15 protein-coding genes are annotated in these 13,231 nt (G+C 70.4%); 12 read left to right on the plus strand and 3 right to left on the minus strand.

All coding sequences use genetic code 11. The features are described from left to right. The first annotated feature begins 82 nt into the window (after positions 1-82). A complete protein-coding gene (locus FLX08_RS10190; RefSeq protein ID WP_142618171.1) occupies positions 83-319 on the plus strand; it encodes a hypothetical protein in 237 nt (78 codons plus the stop codon). A gap of 82 nt (positions 320-401) precedes the next feature. Then, complete coding sequence (locus FLX08_RS10195) at positions 402-1,289, plus strand: hypothetical protein (protein WP_142618173.1); 888 nt, start codon at positions 402-404, stop codon at positions 1,287-1,289. A 176-nt stretch (positions 1,290-1,465) separates the two neighbouring features. On the opposite strand, the gene FLX08_RS10200 is transcribed toward FLX08_RS10195, so the two are convergent. Then, complete coding sequence (locus FLX08_RS10200) at positions 1,466-3,472, minus strand: beta-galactosidase (RefSeq protein WP_244312530.1); 2,007 nt, start codon at positions 3,470-3,472, stop codon at positions 1,466-1,468. Positions 3,473-3,677: 205 nt separating this feature from the next. Between FLX08_RS10200 and FLX08_RS10205 the strand changes: the two genes are divergently transcribed. From FLX08_RS10205 to FLX08_RS10240, 8 genes are all read left to right on the plus strand, one after another. Next, a complete protein-coding gene (locus tag FLX08_RS10205) occupies positions 3,678-4,994 on the plus strand; it encodes an ABC transporter substrate-binding protein (RefSeq protein WP_142618175.1) in 1,317 nt (438 codons plus the stop codon). A gap of 2 nt (positions 4,995-4,996) precedes the next feature. Next, positions 4,997-5,893 (plus strand): carbohydrate ABC transporter permease, encoded by an 897-nt coding sequence (locus FLX08_RS10210; RefSeq protein ID WP_142618324.1) that lies wholly within the window; start codon positions 4,997-4,999, stop codon positions 5,891-5,893. Beyond that, the gene (locus tag FLX08_RS10215) at positions 5,893-6,774 is read left to right on the plus strand and encodes a carbohydrate ABC transporter permease (protein ID WP_142618177.1); all 882 of its coding nucleotides are present in this window, start codon (positions 5,893-5,895) and stop codon (positions 6,772-6,774) included. The genes FLX08_RS10210 and FLX08_RS10215 overlap by 1 nt, the downstream gene beginning before the upstream one ends. Positions 6,775-6,818: 44 nt before the next feature. Then, positions 6,819-7,820 carry a LacI family DNA-binding transcriptional regulator gene (locus tag FLX08_RS10220; protein WP_142618178.1) on the plus strand — a complete coding sequence of 334 codons (1,002 nt, stop codon included), beginning with the start codon at positions 6,819-6,821 and terminating at the stop codon, positions 7,818-7,820. A 51-nt stretch (positions 7,821-7,871) separates the two neighbouring features. Continuing rightward, a complete protein-coding gene (gene sigJ / locus FLX08_RS10225; protein WP_244312531.1) occupies positions 7,872-8,804 on the plus strand; it encodes an RNA polymerase sigma factor SigJ in 933 nt (310 codons plus the stop codon). Then, complete coding sequence (locus FLX08_RS10230) at positions 8,801-9,250, plus strand: carboxymuconolactone decarboxylase family protein (RefSeq protein ID WP_142618182.1); 450 nt, start codon at positions 8,801-8,803, stop codon at positions 9,248-9,250. Before sigJ ends, FLX08_RS10230 begins: the two co-directional genes overlap by 4 nt. Positions 9,251-9,524: 274 nt before the next feature. Continuing rightward, positions 9,525-9,710: a hypothetical protein gene (locus FLX08_RS10235; RefSeq protein ID WP_142618184.1), complete on the plus strand. Its 186-nt coding sequence runs from the start codon at positions 9,525-9,527 to the stop codon at positions 9,708-9,710. A 114-nt stretch (positions 9,711-9,824) separates the two neighbouring features. After that, positions 9,825-10,460, plus strand: coding sequence for a pyridoxamine 5'-phosphate oxidase family protein (locus FLX08_RS10240; protein WP_142618186.1), 636 nt, complete (start codon positions 9,825-9,827; stop codon positions 10,458-10,460). A 125-nt stretch (positions 10,461-10,585) separates the two neighbouring features. On the opposite strand, the gene FLX08_RS10245 is transcribed toward FLX08_RS10240, so the two are convergent. Continuing rightward, a complete protein-coding gene (locus tag FLX08_RS10245) occupies positions 10,586-11,308 on the minus strand; it encodes an SDR family oxidoreductase (RefSeq protein ID WP_142618188.1) in 723 nt (240 codons plus the stop codon). Between the two features lie 71 nt (positions 11,309-11,379). On the opposite strand from FLX08_RS10245, the gene FLX08_RS10250 reads away from it, so the two are divergent. Beyond that, positions 11,380-11,922: a TetR/AcrR family transcriptional regulator gene (locus FLX08_RS10250; RefSeq protein WP_142618189.1), complete on the plus strand. Its 543-nt coding sequence runs from the start codon at positions 11,380-11,382 to the stop codon at positions 11,920-11,922. Between the two features lie 142 nt (positions 11,923-12,064). Continuing rightward, positions 12,065-12,499, plus strand: a complete 435-nt coding sequence (locus FLX08_RS10255) for a type III secretion system chaperone family protein (protein WP_167530348.1) — start codon at positions 12,065-12,067, stop codon at positions 12,497-12,499. A 58-nt stretch (positions 12,500-12,557) separates the two neighbouring features. Here the strand turns inward: FLX08_RS10255 and FLX08_RS10260 are convergent, their stop codons facing one another. Beyond that, entirely contained in the window at positions 12,558-13,193 is a 636-nt protein-coding gene (locus FLX08_RS10260; protein WP_142618193.1) for a TetR/AcrR family transcriptional regulator, read from the minus strand. Positions 13,194-13,231: the final 38 nt, after the last annotated feature.

Genomic DNA, 13,231 nt, shown 5'->3' on the forward strand with positions numbered 1-13,231 from the left:
AGGGCTCCAGATTTGTCCAAGTAATTCCTATTTATGTCCGTTTGGGGTAATGTGACCGCAATTCCCCGTCTAGGTAGGTGACATGGACAGGTTCGTACACGTGATGCCACTCGACGACGTGATCGACCACGAGGGCAGCCCCGAGTGTGTCTGCGGCCCGGGCGGGCAGCCCGTCACCGCCGCCGACCTCGGCGAGCCGGTCCCGCACACGGAGCGCGAAGCGGTCATCCTCGGCTGGCCCCACCCCGCCGTCGGCGTGATCTACCAGCACCACCCGCTCAGCCCCTGCCACGAGTGGGAAGCCGTCCCCGAGTCCTGACCCCGCCCAGTAAAGCCGCCAATCACCGCCATTTTCGAGAACACGCGGTAATCGACTGACAACAATCAGTAACGTCTCCGTCATGCCCGGTATTGATCACGAGATGCCGCTCGAACTCATCCGCAACCGGCCGGAGACCGCCCTGGAGCTGCTGCGCTGCGCGCAGGAGGTCGACATCCCGCCGCACGCCACCGCCCGCCTGGAGACGGTCGACTGCACTCAGACGCCGATAGAGTTCCGCGCCGATTCGGTGGTGGTGCTCCGGGACGAGACCGGAGCGGCGTTGATGGCCGTCATCGTGGAGGTGCAGCTCCGCAGAGATCTCGGCAAGCGCTTCAGCTGGCCGGTCTACGTCACGACGCTGCGGTCCCAGCACAGGTGCGACACCGTGCTGCTGGTCATCTGCCCTGACCGGTCGATCGCCCGATGGTGCGAGAGAGCCATCAAGCTGGGCCCGAGCGGCGTCATCACGCCACTGGCGATCGACCCCGGCCGCGTGCCCCTGATCACCGACCCCGACCAGGCCCGCGCCTGCCCGGAGCTCGCGGTGCTCTCGGCGGTGGCGCATCCGGAGGAGGCCGAGGACGGCCCCGCACTGGAAGCCATGCTGGCAGGGTTGAAGACCCTGGATCGGGAGCACAGGAACCTATATTTGAACTACGTGTTCAGATCGCTACCCGAAGTGACGATCAAGCGTCTGGAGGAGATGGTGACCACCATTCGGGACTTCGAGGACCTCGGCAAGAAGTACTTCTCCCACTGGGTGGCGGAAGGCGAAGCGAAGGGCGAGGCCAAGGGCGAGGCGAAGGGCGAGGCGAAGGCGATTCTCCTCGTGCTCGACTCCCGCCGTCTGGAGGTCTCGGACGACGCGCGCGAACGGATCCAGCGATGCGAGGACACGAACCAACTGGACGCCTGGGCCAGCAAGGTCGGCATCATCACCTCGGTCGAGGAACTGTTCGCCGAGTAGTTCTCCGGCCTGTCGGCACCGCCCCGCCAGACACCGAGGTGCCTGGCGGGCCGCCTGGCTCGCGGAGGTGGCCGGATATCCGGGGTACGGCCCGGCGGACGGCAGCGGAAATCTCCCGGATCGGATCAGACCCCCGGCACCGCGCCGCAGGTCAGGTGCGGCACGACGCCAGGGCGTCAGGTGCGGACGACCACCACGCCTCCCGCCGGCACCGTCGCCGAGCCGTCGTACGCCGCGCCGTCGAGCACGCCGGCGCCGGTCACCCCGTCGACCGTCACCGGCGCGTCCGCGTGGTTGATGAGGAACAGGTGGTCACCCCTGCGTACGAGCTCCAGCGTGTCGGGCAGCCCGCGCGGCCGGGAGACGCCCGCGTGGTCGAGCACCTCGGCGACGAGGTCGCGCAGGCCCGACTCGCCGTCGAGGGCGGTGGAGACATACCAGGCGCTGCCTGCTCCGAGGTCGTGCCGGGTGACGGCGGGATGCCCCGCGTCGGGGCCGTCGGCGAACTCGCGTACGGCTTCCGCCCCCGCGAGCCGTACGCGCTCGGACCAGATCCGGCCCGTCGCCGCGGGCTGCGACACTTCCGGCGACCCCGGCGAGCGCAGCATCACGGTCTCGTGTTCGCGGAGCGGGTGGAACTCCTCGACGGCCACGCCGAGCACGTCGCGCAGCGCCCCGGGATACGGCCCCGGGTGGATGGTGTCATTCTCGTCCACGATGCCGGAGAAGTACGACACGAGCAGGTGGCCGCCCGCCTCCACGTAGAGGTGCAGGTTCTTCGCCGCCGCCTCGGCGAGCAGGTAGGAGCTGGGCGCGACGACCAGCCGGTACGGCGACAGGTCGGCCGACGAGTGCACGAAGTCGACGGTGACGTGCTCGCGCCACAGCGCCTCGTAGTAGGCCTCTATCCGTTCCCGGAAGCGCAGGTCGGCCGAGGGACGCCACTCGAATTCGAGCGCCCAGTAGGACTCCCAGTCCCACACCACGGCGACCTCGGCCGTCACCCGCGCGCCCCTGACCTCCGCCAGTGCGCGCAGGTCCGCGCCGAGCGCCACCACGTCGCGCCAGATCCGGGAGTCGGTGCCGGCGTGCGGCACCATCGCCGAGTGGAACTTCTCCGCGCCATATCGGGAGGCGCGCCACTGGAAGAACATCGCCGAGTCCGAGCCGCGCGCCACGTGGGCGAGGGTGTTGCGGCGCATCTCCCCCGGCCGTTTCGCCAGGTTGCGCGGCTGCCAGTTGACCGCGCCCGTCGAGTGTTCCATCAGCATCCACGGACGGCCCCCGGCCACCGACCGGGTGAGGTCGGCGGCCATGGCGAGCTCGATGTGCGGGTCGGCGCGGGCCGAGTCGAGGTAGTGGTCGTTGGCCACGACGTCGACCTCCGCCGCCCAGCGCCAGTAGTCCATGGGCTTGCAGTTGGGGATCATGAAGTTGGTCGTGACGGGCAGGTCGCTGAACCGCCGGATCGTGTCGCGCTCCCTGCGGAAGCAGGCGATGTGGGCGTCGACCGAGAACCGCATGAAGTCGAGCTGGAGCCCGGTGAGCAGGCCCACCGGCGCGGCGACGGGCGGCTCGACCTCGTCGAACGAGCCGTAGGTCAGCCCCCAGAAGGTGGTGCCCCAGGCGGCGTTGAGCGCGCCCACGTCTCCGTACCTCTCGCGCAGCCAGGCGCGGAACGCCTCGGTCGACGTCGCGCAGTAGCAGTGGGCGTTGGCCCAGCCGTATTCGTTGTGCACGTGCCACATCGCCACGGCGGGGTGGGCGGCGTACCGCGCGGCCAGGGCGGCGACGACCCGCTCGGACGCGGCGGCGTAGTCGGGCGAGCTCGGGCAGAAGCTGTGCCGCGAGCCGCCGCCGAGCACGTGGCCCTCCCTGTCCACGAGGCGGCTGCCGGGGTAACGGCGGCGGAACCACGTGGGCGGCGATGAGGTGGGGGTGGCGAGGTCGGCGTACACCCCGGCCGAGTGGAGCAGGTCGAGGATCCGGTCGAGCCGGGAGAAGTCGTACTCGCCCTCCCGCGGCTCGATCAGTCCCCAGTTGAAGACGCCGACGGTGACCAGGGTGACCCCGGCCTCGCGCATCAGGCGGACGTCCTCCCGCCACACCTCTTCCGGCCACTGCTCGGGGTTGTAGTCCCCGCCGTAGGCGAGCCCCTCGGGCAGGACGGGATATCCGGGCACGTCTCCCCCTCGATTCTGCTTCTGTGAACGTGCACAGTAGCGCAGAACCGCCTCGCCGAGAAGGTAGGACCGATCTGTCCTGATCAACGCGGGTCGTTAACAACCGCGTAACGACCATTGACAGCAAACCGGGCACCTTTCAGTCTGTGAACGCTCCCAGACGTTCCAGCCTCCTGTCCCCCTCCCCATCCGCCTGGAGGAACATATGCGCGTGAACCGGTTAGCAGTGGCGGCGGCCGCGATCCTCACCGCCACGCTCGCGACGGCCTGCTCGGGCGGCTCCGAGGAGCCGTCCGTCCCCGCCGCGAGCCAGAGCGCGGCGCCGGCCGGCCCGGTGAATCTGACCTATTGGACCTGGGTCCCGAACATGGACAAGATCGTCGCAGTGTGGAACCAGGCCCACCCGGACATCCAGGTCACGGTCAGCAAGCAGGCGGGGGGCGACGACGCGGCGGCCAAGTTCCTCACCGCCGCCAAGGCGGGCAACCCGCCCGACCTCGTCCAGGCCGAGTATCAGATGCTGCCCTCCTTCGTCGCCGCCGACGCCGTGGCCGACCTCAAGGCCGAGACCGCGCAGGTGAAGGGCGAGTTCAGCGAGGGCGTCTGGGGCCTGGTGACCCTGGGCACCGACGCCGTCTACGCGGTGCCGCAGGACAGCGGGCCGATGATGCTCTACTACCGCAAGGACCTGTTCGAGAAGTACGGCATCGCGGTGCCGAAGACCTGGGACGAGTACGCCGAGGCCGCCCGCACGGTGCACAAGAAGGACCCCAAGGTCTTCCTCGGCACCTTCTCCAGCAAGGACCCGGGCTGGTTCGCCGGCCTCTCGCAGCAGGCGGGCGCGCAGTGGTGGTCGATCAGCGGCGACGCCTGGAAGGTCGCGGTGAACGACGAGGCCACCAAGAAGGTCGCCTCCTACTGGGGTGGCCTGGTGAAGGAGGGCGTCATCGACGGCATGCCCTACTTCACTCCGGAGTGGAACAAGGCGCTCAATGACGGCAAGCTGCTCACCTGGCCGTCGGCCGTGTGGGGCCCGGGCGTGCTGTCGGCCAACGCGCCGAAGGGCAAGGACAAGTGGGCCGTCGCCCCGCTGCCGCAGTGGAACGCGGGTGAGAACTACAGCGGCTTCTGGGGCGGCTCCTCCACCGCCGTCGCCGCCAAGTCGCCCAGCAAGGCGGCCGCCGCGCAGTTCGCCACTTGGCTGAACACCGACCCGGAGGCGCTCGGACTGCTGATCAAGGAGGGCGCGATCTATCCGGCCTCCGCCAAGGGCGCCGCGCTGATGACCGAGGCTCCCGGCTACTTCTCCAGCCAGCCCGACTTCTGGCAGCAGGCCGCCTCCATCGGTGCCACGGCCCGCGGCTTCACGTTCGGCCCCAACGTCAACGTGACGTACAACGCGTACAAGGACGCCTTCGACAAGGCCGTCGCCGCCACGTCCGACTTCGCCGCCGCGGTGCAGACGATGCAGGACGCCACCGTCGCCGACATGCAGAAGTCCGGCTTCACGCTCGCCCAGTGACCATGACGTCGCGGAACAAGAGCGCCCGCGCGCACCGCGCGGGCGCCGTGCCCTACCTGTTCCTCGCCCCGGCGATGGCGCTGTTCACGCTCTTCATGGCCCTGCCCATCGGCTACACGGTCTATCTGAGCCTGCGGCGCACCAAGGTCTCCGGCCTGGGCCTCGGCAAGGGCGCCCGCAAGGAGATCTTCGCCGGGCTCGCCAACTACGCCGCCGCCGTCGGCGACGGCGAGCTGTGGGCCGGATGGCTGCGCGTCCTCGCGTACGGAGCCCTCGTGCTCGTGCTGATGCTGGGGCTCGCCCTCGTGTTCGCGCTGATGCTCGACGCGGCGCACGTGCGGCTCGCCCGCCTCACCCGGATCTCGATCTTCCTGCCGTACGCCGTGCCGGGTGTGGCGGCGACGCTGATGTGGGGCTTCCTCTACCTGCCCAGCCTCAGTCCGTTCGGCGACCACCCGTTCCTGAGCGCCGGCCTGGTGACGTTCTCGATGGCGAACATCGCGGTCTGGGGCGGCACCGGCTTCAACATGCTGGTGCTCTACACGAACCTGCGGGCCGTGCCGCGGGAGTACTACGAGGCGGCCAGGATCGACGGCGCGAGCGAGCTGGGCATCGCGCTGCGCATCAAGATCCCGATCCTGGTGCCGTCGATCATCCTGACCACGGTGTTCTCCGTCATCGCGACCGTCCAGGTGTTCACGGAGCCGACCACCCTGCGGCCGCTGACGAACACGATCAGTTCGACCTGGAGTCCCTTGATGAAGGTGTACCGCGACGCGTTCGTCACCGGCGACCTCTACTCGGCCGCCGCGACGTCCATGGTGATCGCCGGGATCTCTCTCGTGCTGTCGTTCGGGTTCCTGCGGATCGTCAAGAACCACGCGTTCGGGGGGGGCTGATGGCCGCCGCCGCACTGCCGGGGACCCGCGGCCACGCCCGCCCCTCGCCGCGCCGCCCGGTGGGGATCGTGCCGACCGCGGTGCTCGTGCTGGGCGCGATCTACACCCTGTTCCCGGTGAGCTGGGTGGTGGTCGCGGCCACCAAGTCGAAGGCCGAGCTGTTCTCCACCTCGACCTTCGCGCCCGGCACCGGCCTGCTGTCCAACCTGGCCGACCTGTTCGCCTACCGCGACGGCGTCTTCTGGCTCTGGCTGCTCAACACCGCCCTGTACGCCGGGGGCGGCGCGGTGCTGTCGACGGCGGTGTCCACGATCTCGGGGTACGCGCTGGCGAAATACTCCTTCCCCGGCCGCAATCTGATCTTCAACCTGCTCATCGGCGGCATCCTCGTGCCGTCCGTCGTGCTGGCGATCCCGCAGTATCTGCTGTTCTCCAAGGCCGGCCTGGCCGACACGTACTGGTCGGTGCTGCTGCCGCAGATCCTGCACCCCTACAGCATCTATCTGGCCAGGATCTACGCGCAGGCGGCGATCCCCGCCTCGCTGCTGGAGGCGGGCAGGCTGGACGGCGCGGGCGAGTGGCGGCTGTTCCGCCGGGTGGCGCTGCCGCTGCTGACGCCGGGCATGGTGACGATCTTCCTGTTCCAGTTCGTCGCGATCTGGAACAACTTCCTGCTGCCGTTCATCATGCTGGGCGACGACCACAAGTTCCCGCTGACGGTCGGCCTCTACACGCTGCTCGCCGCGGGCGCCAACCAGCCGTCGCTCTACAACCTGATCATCACGGGCACGATGCTGTCGCTCATCCCGCTGATCGCGCTGTTCCTCACGATGCAGCGCTACTGGCGTACGGACCTGTCCGGCGGGGCCGTGAAAAGCTGATGGGCACGGGGGAACAGGCTGATCGGCGGGGGGACAATACGACCATGGCGAAGCGTCCGACCATTCATGACGTGGCCGCGGCGGCGGGCGTCTCCCGGGGCACCGTGTCCCGGGTGCTCAACGACGACCGCTACGTGAGCCCCGCCGCCCACGCCGCCGTCCGCCGCGCCATCGCCGAGACCGGCTACATCGTCAACCGCAACGCCCGCAGCCTGGTCACCCAGCGGACCGGGTCGGTGGTCATGGTGCTGTCGGAGCCGCACGAGAAGGTCTTCGAGGACCCCAACTACAGCACCACGATCCGCACGGCGATCCGGCGGCTCGGCGAGCGCGACGTCTCCCTGGTGATCATGCTGGCCGGGGACGACGGCGACCGGGCCCGGGTGGTCCACTACGTGCGCGGCGGCCACGCCGACGGGGTGCTGCTGATGTCGACGCACGCGGGCGACCCGCTCGTGGACGAGCTGGAGTCGCTGCGCATCCCGGCCGTCGCCTGCGGCGCCGTCATCGGCAAGGAGAACGTCATCCCCTACGCCGCGGCCGACGACCGCGAGGGCGCCCGGCAGATGGCCCGCTATCTGGTCGGGCAGGGCCGCAGGAAGATCGCCACGATCACCGGCCCGATGGACACGCCGGGCGGCATCCAGCGCTTGGAGGGCTTCGCCGACGTGCTCGGCAGGAAGGCGTCCAAGAAGCTGATCGAGCACGGCGACTGGACCCAGCTCAGCGGCGAGAGCGCGATGGCACGGCTGCTCGAACGCACCCCCGACCTCGACGCGGTCTTCGTGGCGTCCGACCTCATGGCGGCCGGCGCGCTGTCCACGCTGCGGGCCGCCGGACGCCGGGTGCCCGACGACGTGGCCGTGGGCGGCTTCGACGACTCGTCGGTCGCCGCCACCACGCACCCGCCTCTCACCACGATCCGCCAGCCGCTCGCCGAGGTCGCGGAGGAGACCGTACGGCTGCTGCTCGCGCTCATCGACGGAGGCGGCCCGGTGGAGCCGGTGATCCTGCCCACCCGCCTCATCGTGCGGGAGTCCGCCTGATCTGCGCGTCAGGGGATGTCACACACTGAGGGGGTGTCTCGTCCTCAGAATGTGAACGACCATGACGACGGCACCGAGTCCCCGGCGACGTTTGAGGAGACGTTCCAGGCGATGCGGCCCCGGCTGCTCGGCGTCGCGTACGGCCTGCTCGGCAGCCTCGACGAGGCCGAGGACGTCGTGCAGGACGCCTGGCTGCGGCTGAGGTCGGCCGAGGCCGCGGGCGGCGACGAGATCAGAGACGTGACCGGCTGGCTGGTGGTCACGGTCTCCCGGCTCGCTCTCGACGTGCTGCGCTCGGCGCGGCGCCGCAGGGAGGAGTACGTGGGCCCGTGGCTGCCCGAGCCCGTTCTCACCGGGCCTGTTCTCACTCAGACCGATCCCGCGGAGCGGGTGACGCTGGACGAGTCGATGAGCATGGCGATGCTCGTCGTGCTGGAGTCGCTCAGCCCGGCCGAGCGGACCGCGTTCGTGCTGCACGACGTGTTCGGCCTGACGTTCGCCGAGGTGGGCGAGGCGGTCGGGCGCAGCCCTGCGGCCTGCCGGCAGCTCGCCGCCCGGGCTCGGGCGCACGTCGCGTCGCGCGCGCCCCGGTTCGACGTGGACCCCTCCGAACACCGGCGGGTGGTCGACGCCTTCGCCCGGGCCTGCCTCGGCGACGACATGGACGCCCTGGTCGCGCTGCTCGACCCGGACGTCGTGTTGCGCAGCGACGGGGGCGGCCGGGTGCGCGCCGGGAGGCGGCCCGTCTCGGGAGCGGCCAAGGTGGCCAGGCTGCTGTCCGGCATCGGGAGGTTCGGCCGGTATGAGCTGGTCCCCGCCGTGGTGAACGGCTGGCCGGGCCTGCTGCGCTATCGCGACGGACGGCTGGTCGCGGTGATCGGCCTCACCGTCGCCGGCGGCCGGATCACCGCCGTCGACATGGTCCTGAACCCCGAGAAGCTCGCCCGCGTGACGCGGGCCGACGAGACGAGGAGATGTCGATGACCGCGAGGATCAACGTCCTCAAGCTGGCTCCAGAGGCCTACCAGGCCATGCGCGGGGTGGAGCGTTTCCTGCACGCGTGCGACGTGCCCCCCGCCACCCTGGAACTCATCAAGATCCGGGCCAGCCAGATCAACGGGTGCGCCTTCTGCCTCGACATGCACGTCCGCGACGCCAAGAAGGCCGGGGAGACCGACGAGCGCCTGTGGTCGGTCGCCGCCTGGCGGGAGGCGCCCTACTACACGGATGCCGAGCGGGCCGCGCTGGCGCTGACCGAGGCCGCGACCCGCCTCGCCGACCGGCCCGACCCCGTGCCGGACGAGATCTGGGCGGACGCCGCCGAGCACTACTCCGAGGAGCAGCTGGCCGCGCTGGTCGTCGCCATCGCGCAGATCAACGCCTGGAACCGGATCTCCGTCGTGAGCCGCAAGGAGCCCGGCTCTCTCTGAACGAAAACGGGAGGACGGCGGCACGCTGGGCGAATAGTCTGCGTAACGTCATGGAAGGAGGAAGGGCCATGAGACGTGTCAGGATCCGCCGGCCCCGCCGCGTCCGTCGTCCCGCAGTCGAGCTCGACCTGCGCACCCCCTCCGGCCGGGCGCTTCCGTACTGAGCCGCTCCCGGAAACCGGTGTGACACGAGGGGCTTTACGCCCCTTTTACCGGCTCTCCGATATCTATACCGGAATAGGTCACGGAACCATCACGGTCGGGGGGAACGAACATGGTCACGGTGGTGCCGTCGCTCGCCGAAGTCCAGTCGCTTGCCAAAGTGAGGGACATCAGGACCGCGCTGCGGCGCGGGCCCAGGCGAGACAGAAAAGACAGAAAGATCGTCGATTTCAGCGCCTACACCGGCGGAAACGTCATCCGGTTCCCGAGGACGTCCGGTCCGACGTCCGTCGCCTGAGCGGCGCAGGCGCCCGTCGCGGGCGTCTTCCCGTCCTCCGGAGCGATCCACGAGTCGGCCCGCCCGGCGTCCCCGCCGGGCGGGCCGACCGCTTTGCTGGTTGAATGTCGCCTCATGAGCGATCTGTCCGCCACCGAACGGACCCGGCACCGCCGGTTGCGAGAGCAGGGCCGCACCGACCGGGAGGCGCTGTTCGAGGTGCTCCGGGCCGGGTTCGTCTGCCATCTCGGCGTCGTCGTGGACGGCGACCCCATGGTGGTGCCGACGGTGTACGGCTTCGACGACGACCATCTGTACGTGCACGGCTCGGTGGCCGGCCGCAGCCTCACCCGCGGCACGACGGTCTGCGTGACGATCACCCATGTCGACGGCCTGGTGCTGGCCCGGTCGGTCTTCGAGCACGGCGTGAACTACCGCAGCGCGATGATCTACGGCGTGCCGCGCGTGCTGGAGGGCGACGAGAAGCTCGCCGCCCTGCGGTGCCTGACCGAGCACGTCACCCCCGGCCGGTGGGACTACGCCCGCCGGCCGAACCGCAAGGAGCTGGCCGCGACGACGATCCTCGCGGTGCCGCTAGCGGAGGCGTCGGTCAAGGTGCGCGAGGGCCACCCGGAGGACGCCGACGACCCGCACGACGTCTGGGCCGGGATCCTGCCGCTCACCCGGTCGTGGCAGACCCCGGTGACCGACCCGCAGGCGGCCGCCCACCCCGTGCCCCCGCACATCCTCGCCCGCACCACACCCCACTGACCTCTGCGCCGTGCTGATCTCCGAGCCGTGCTGACCCCGGCGCCGTACGGGCGGTCGGGGCGGGCCGGGGCTCGGCTCACCGCGCCGGCAGCGACACCGTGCCCGAGCCCCGGACGAGCCGCCGCCTATGACTGCGCGCTCGGCTTGAGCCGGACGCCGCCGTCGACGGTCAGCACGGTGCCCGTCGCGTAGCCCGTCTCGATCAGGTAGGCGATCGCGTTCGCCACCTCGCCGGGAGCGCCGATCCTGCCGACCGTGGTGCCGGCGGCGAACGCGTCGAGCGTGCCCTGCCGGCCGTCCCCCAGCCCGTCCCACCACTCGGTGTCGATCACACCGGGCGACACCGCGTTGACCCGGAGCGGGGCGAGCTCCACCGCCAGGCCGGGGATCATCGACTCGATCGCGCCGTTCACCGCCGCGAGCCCGGCCACCCCGGCCATCGAGCTGTTCGCGCTGGCCGCCGCGACGAACGTCAGCGACCCGTCCCGCCGCAGCGCCGGAAGCGCGGCCTGTGCGGTGACCACGTGCGCGATCAGCTTGTCGTCGAGGGCGGCGCGCAGCTCGTCCGGCGAGAGCGAGTGGAACGGCCCGCCTCCCTTCCGGCCCGACACGTTGACCACGACGTGGTCCACCGGGCCCACCTCGGCGAACAGGGCGCGCATCGCCTCCGGGTCGCGTGCGTCGGCCACCGCGCCGGAGCCCCGTTCGCCGATCTCCTTGACGGCCCGCTCCAGCCGTTCGGGCGTGCGTCCGGTGACGACGACCTCGCGGCCCGACGCCGCCAGCCGTACGGCGGTGGCCAGGCCGATGCCGCTCGCGCCCCCGACGATCACCACGCGCTCACTCATCGATTCCCCCCAATGCGAGACATCATGCCTCGAAACTATAATCGAGACACGGTGTCCTGTAAAGTGGCGGCATGGTGGGGAGACCACGCAGCGAGCAGGCGCGCCGGGCGATACTCGAGGCCGCGCTGCGGCTGTGCGAGCGCGACGGCTATCCGAACGTGACACTGAAGGGCATCGCCGAGGAGGCGGGAACCGGCAGGCAGACCCTCTACCGCTGGTGGGACACCAAGGCCGACCTGCTGCTCGAGGCGATGACCGACCTCGTGGAGAGCTCCCGCGCGCCGTCGCAGGCCGACCTGGAGACGTTCCTGCGCGAGACCTTCGCGCTCGCGGACGGCGCGGTCGGCAGGGTGGTGGCCGGCCTCATGGCGGAGGCCCAGAGCGATCCCGCCCTGGCCGAGCGCCTGCGGGCGCGGCTGATCGGCCCGCGACGGGACGCCCTGCGGGCGGTGCTGGAGCGGATGCCGCCACCCCCCGGCGCCGACCTCGACCTCCTGATCGACATGATCTTCGGGGTCATGTGGTATCGGCTGCTCAACCGGCATGCCCCGCTCGACGCCGCCCTTGCGGAGGACATCACGACGCTCGTCGCCAGGATCGGCGCGAGCCCGTGACCCCACGCCGAGCTCCCAGGCTGACCCGCCCCCAGAGGAGGGCGAGCCGGAAAAGCCGGGCGCGACGGCCACCGGGCTCCTCCCCCGCATCGTGTGTCACGTCTGCCACTTCACCGACGGCGCCATGGGGCAGGATGGAGCGGTGACGCCTTCCCCAGCGGTTGTCCAGCCGGACCGGGACCTCCTTGAGGAGATCCTCGACGAGCTGGACATCGAGCACACGACAGACACAGAGGGCGACCTGACGATCTCCACCGCCCACCTCACGATCTACTTCCTCTTCGGCGGGGAAGGAGACATGTTCACCGTACGGTCCCTCTACGCGAGGGAGTATTCGGTGGACGACAAGCGGATGCTGCTCACGGCGCTCAACGAGTGGAACGCCGACACAATGTGGCCGAAGGTGTACACGTTCACCCAGGACAACGGCACCATGCGGGTCGTCGGCGACTCCCAGGTCTACATCGGCGCCGGTGTGACCAGGGAGCACCTGACCACGATGGTGGCCCACTGGGTCAGGTTCTCGATCAAGTTCTACCGCTGGTTCACCGACCGCCTCGCCTTCGAGGCCGACTGACCAGACGGGCTGACCAGAACAGACTGCTGACCAGGACCGGCTCACCGGCACCGGCTGATCAGGCCGGCGGAGTTCCCGGCAGCCCCTGCGTCCCCGGCGTACGCAGTCCGTCGAGCACGATCCGCAGGTTCCGGCCCCACTGCTCGTCCCCGGCCCGGAGCCTGAGCGTGCGCGGACCGGTCGCCACGGCCGCCAGCAGGAACGGCACGTCCTGCCAGGCCACGTCGGCCCGCATCACCCCCGCCTTCTGCGCGCGTTCCACCAGGACCCGCAGGCCCTCCTGGATCTCCCCGAGAACGGGGTCGAGATTCGGCCCGCAGGCGCCGCCCACGGCCTCGCGGATGCCGCAGCTCTCCGCGCGCAGCCGCACGTAGGTGGCGGCGAAGGTCTCGAACGCGCGCCAGGGGTCGGGGTCGGCCGCGGCGTTCGCGGCAAGGTCGGCCATTTCCGCGAGCACCTCGTCGAGGACCGCCTCCAGCAGCGCCTCCCGGGAGGACACGCGCCGATAGAAGGTGCCGATGCCCACTCCGGCCCTGCGGGCGATCTCGTGCGCCGTGACCTCGACTCCGATCTCGGCCACCGCCGCCCGCGCGGCCTCCACCAGCCGCTCCATGTTGCGCCGCGCGTCAGCCCGGGGCGTCCGCCCCGGCTCCGCCGCCAGCAGAGCGCCGACCGCCCCGTCCCTACTGCTCATGAACGCACCCTATCAAGCGGACTCGCCAAGTCCGCTTA

The sequence above is a fragment of the Microbispora hainanensis genome (assembly GCF_006874475.1).
GTDB classification, from domain to species: Bacteria; Actinomycetota; Actinomycetes; order Streptosporangiales; family Streptosporangiaceae; genus Microbispora; species Microbispora hainanensis.

Bases quoted from the DNA above. Each gene is read 5' to 3' on its own strand.
- FLX08_RS10250 (WP_142618189.1), top strand. From the start codon at position 11,380: ATGGTGGGGAGACCACGCAGCGAGCAGGCGCGCCGGGCGATACTCGAG.
- FLX08_RS10235 (WP_142618184.1), top strand. From the start codon at position 9,525: ATGGTCACGGTGGTGCCGTCGCTCGCCGAAGTCCAGTCGCTTGCCAAA.
- FLX08_RS10190 (WP_142618171.1), top strand. From the start codon at position 83: ATGGACAGGTTCGTACACGTGATGCCACTCGACGACGTGATCGACCAC.
- FLX08_RS10220 (WP_142618178.1), top strand. From the start codon at position 6,819: ATGGCGAAGCGTCCGACCATTCATGACGTGGCCGCGGCGGCGGGCGTC.
- FLX08_RS10205 (WP_142618175.1), top strand. From the start codon at position 3,678: ATGCGCGTGAACCGGTTAGCAGTGGCGGCGGCCGCGATCCTCACCGCC.
- FLX08_RS10230 (WP_142618182.1), top strand. From the start codon at position 8,801: ATGACCGCGAGGATCAACGTCCTCAAGCTGGCTCCAGAGGCCTACCAG.
- FLX08_RS10245 (WP_142618188.1), bottom strand. From the start codon at position 11,308: ATGAGTGAGCGCGTGGTGATCGTCGGGGGCGCGAGCGGCATCGGCCTG.
- FLX08_RS10215 (WP_142618177.1), top strand. From the start codon at position 5,893: ATGGCCGCCGCCGCACTGCCGGGGACCCGCGGCCACGCCCGCCCCTCG.
- FLX08_RS10210 (WP_142618324.1), top strand. From the start codon at position 4,997: ATGACGTCGCGGAACAAGAGCGCCCGCGCGCACCGCGCGGGCGCCGTG.
- FLX08_RS10260 (WP_142618193.1), bottom strand. From the start codon at position 13,193: ATGAGCAGTAGGGACGGGGCGGTCGGCGCTCTGCTGGCGGCGGAGCCG.
- FLX08_RS10195 (WP_142618173.1), top strand. From the start codon at position 402: ATGCCCGGTATTGATCACGAGATGCCGCTCGAACTCATCCGCAACCGG.
- FLX08_RS10240 (WP_142618186.1), top strand. From the start codon at position 9,825: ATGAGCGATCTGTCCGCCACCGAACGGACCCGGCACCGCCGGTTGCGA.